General features: G+C 35.8%; 2 protein-coding genes. Both read right to left on the reverse strand.

The features are described 5' to 3' along the window. Window positions 1–266: 266 nt before the first annotated feature. Window positions 267–1,019, reverse strand: coding sequence for a carboxypeptidase-like regulatory domain-containing protein (locus HPC41_RS05930; RefSeq protein ID WP_172393118.1), 753 nt, complete (start codon window positions 1,017–1,019; stop codon window positions 267–269). Window positions 1,020–1,182: 163 nt separating this feature from the next. Further along, window positions 1,183–1,629 carry a hypothetical protein gene (locus tag HPC41_RS05935; RefSeq protein WP_172393119.1) on the reverse strand — a complete coding sequence of 149 codons (447 nt, stop codon included), beginning with the start codon at window positions 1,627–1,629 and terminating at the stop codon, window positions 1,183–1,185. Window positions 1,630–1,695 lie beyond the last annotated feature (66 nt).

The following is a 1,695-nucleotide window of genomic DNA, read 5'->3' on the forward strand; positions in this document are numbered from 1 at the left end:
TTTGCAATACAGTATTTATTTGCTTAAATTGGTATAAGAGAGATTTGTAGGAAAAAGTTGCCAATTCGAAAAATCATGGAATCAATCTTTAGAAAACTAATGTGCTGCCTAATGGTTCTTGAGGTATCATGGATATTTTTTGGCTGTATAAATGGAGGCGCTGATTCTTTTACTCGTGGGCTTTCAATTATGCTCATATCCCAAATAGCAATAGTAGTCATGACATTATCAAAACAAAAAAAGAGTAGTTCAGACGATAAGGCTACTTAAGGCTTGATATATTCTTGATAACTCTTTTTGATATACAGGATAATATCATAGTCGGACATGTATTTTACTGTGTAAATATTCGGACGGTACAACTGCATGAAAGTTTGTAGAGAGTCACCTTTAAGGCCCGTCAAATTTTGAACCATACGCTTTGAAAAGGTGTTATCAAGATATTGCTCTTCTTCTTCCTTTATTAATTTCTGCTGGAGCTTGGATTGTGGGTTATTTTTTTTCCCTAACATAGAAATAACAGAAAGCACATCGACACTAATCAGCGAGGTGGTACTATTGCTCGCCTGATTAGGGTGTCTCGGGACATTTGAAGAATAGTTTTTGGTGATGAAAATGTCTTTAAATTTGGGTTTGCTATAATTGAAGGTCTTGCCAAATTCTTCCCGAAACTTTAAGGAATCAGCCTTATAATTTCTTAAAGGATTGATCTTGACTTCATCCAACAAAATTGCTGTTTGCTCCATATATATAACCAGATTATCACGATTGCTATTACCAACTATATATTTTTCCTCACGATATCCGATTGAAGAAAAGGTGATTGTATCTCCAAGCTTAATGCCCGACAATATAAATTTGCCATTACCATCGGAATAGTTGCTGCGCGAAGCTCCTTTGATCGAAACACCTATAAGAATATCACCCGAATGCTTATCTTTAATCGTACCTTTCAGATCTTGTGCAGAAGATAAGTTTGTGATAAAGAGCAATAGCAGCAACAACTGTAGTCTACTCATTTTCAGATAGTTTTACGATAAAAATATTATAAAACTAAACATTAAGCAATGTTATTAACTCTTTTTAACGCATGACGCTTTGATAATAACCTTCGCCTATACAGATAAAAAGCCACATCTCACGACGTGGCTTTACAACATTTATATTTATTTGAGATGGCTTTTATTTATATGAGTTGATTGATTTGGACACTTTCCAATCATTACTCACACGCTCCAAGGTAACGAGATCAGTCTTCGTGAAGTTTTCAAATTTCAAAGTCACCTTAGCGACCAAATAGTCCGCTGACTCTTCGATAATGTCAGTAGTTACTGTACAGTTTAGTTTCTCCCCTTTTTGTTTTTTCAGAGATTTAACGACTGCGCTGCGATTATAAGATTGTGCATTGGAAGCTTGGATCTTTTGGCTGAAGTCTTCAGCGAATAATTGCTCTACGCCTGCCGACTCTCCTTCGGTTGTTACCGCAACATAGTGGTCAAGGGCAAAGTCCGCTGTTGAAAGATTTACGTTTGCTTTTTCAGTTTTTGATACTGGCGTCTCAGCTGCCATAGCGAAAGTGGATACTGCGATTAAAGCTGCTGCTGCGAATGTTTTTACTAGTGTTTTCATAATGTCTTTATTTTATTGTGTTAGTTTTTTTGTTCTTATTTGTTGATTCAAAACTACAACACAATA

Origin of the sequence: Sphingobacterium prati, from assembly GCF_013167215.1 — a bacterium.
Lineage (GTDB): Bacteria > Bacteroidota > Bacteroidia > Sphingobacteriales > Sphingobacteriaceae > Sphingobacterium > Sphingobacterium prati.

What these genes read in the sequence shown, in the direction of transcription:
- HPC41_RS05930 (WP_172393118.1), bottom strand. Translation starts at nt 1,019, where the DNA reads ATGAGTAGACTACAGTTGTTGCTGCTATTGCTCTTTATCACAAACTTA.
- HPC41_RS05935 (WP_172393119.1), bottom strand. Translation starts at nt 1,629, where the DNA reads ATGAAAACACTAGTAAAAACATTCGCAGCAGCAGCTTTAATCGCAGTA.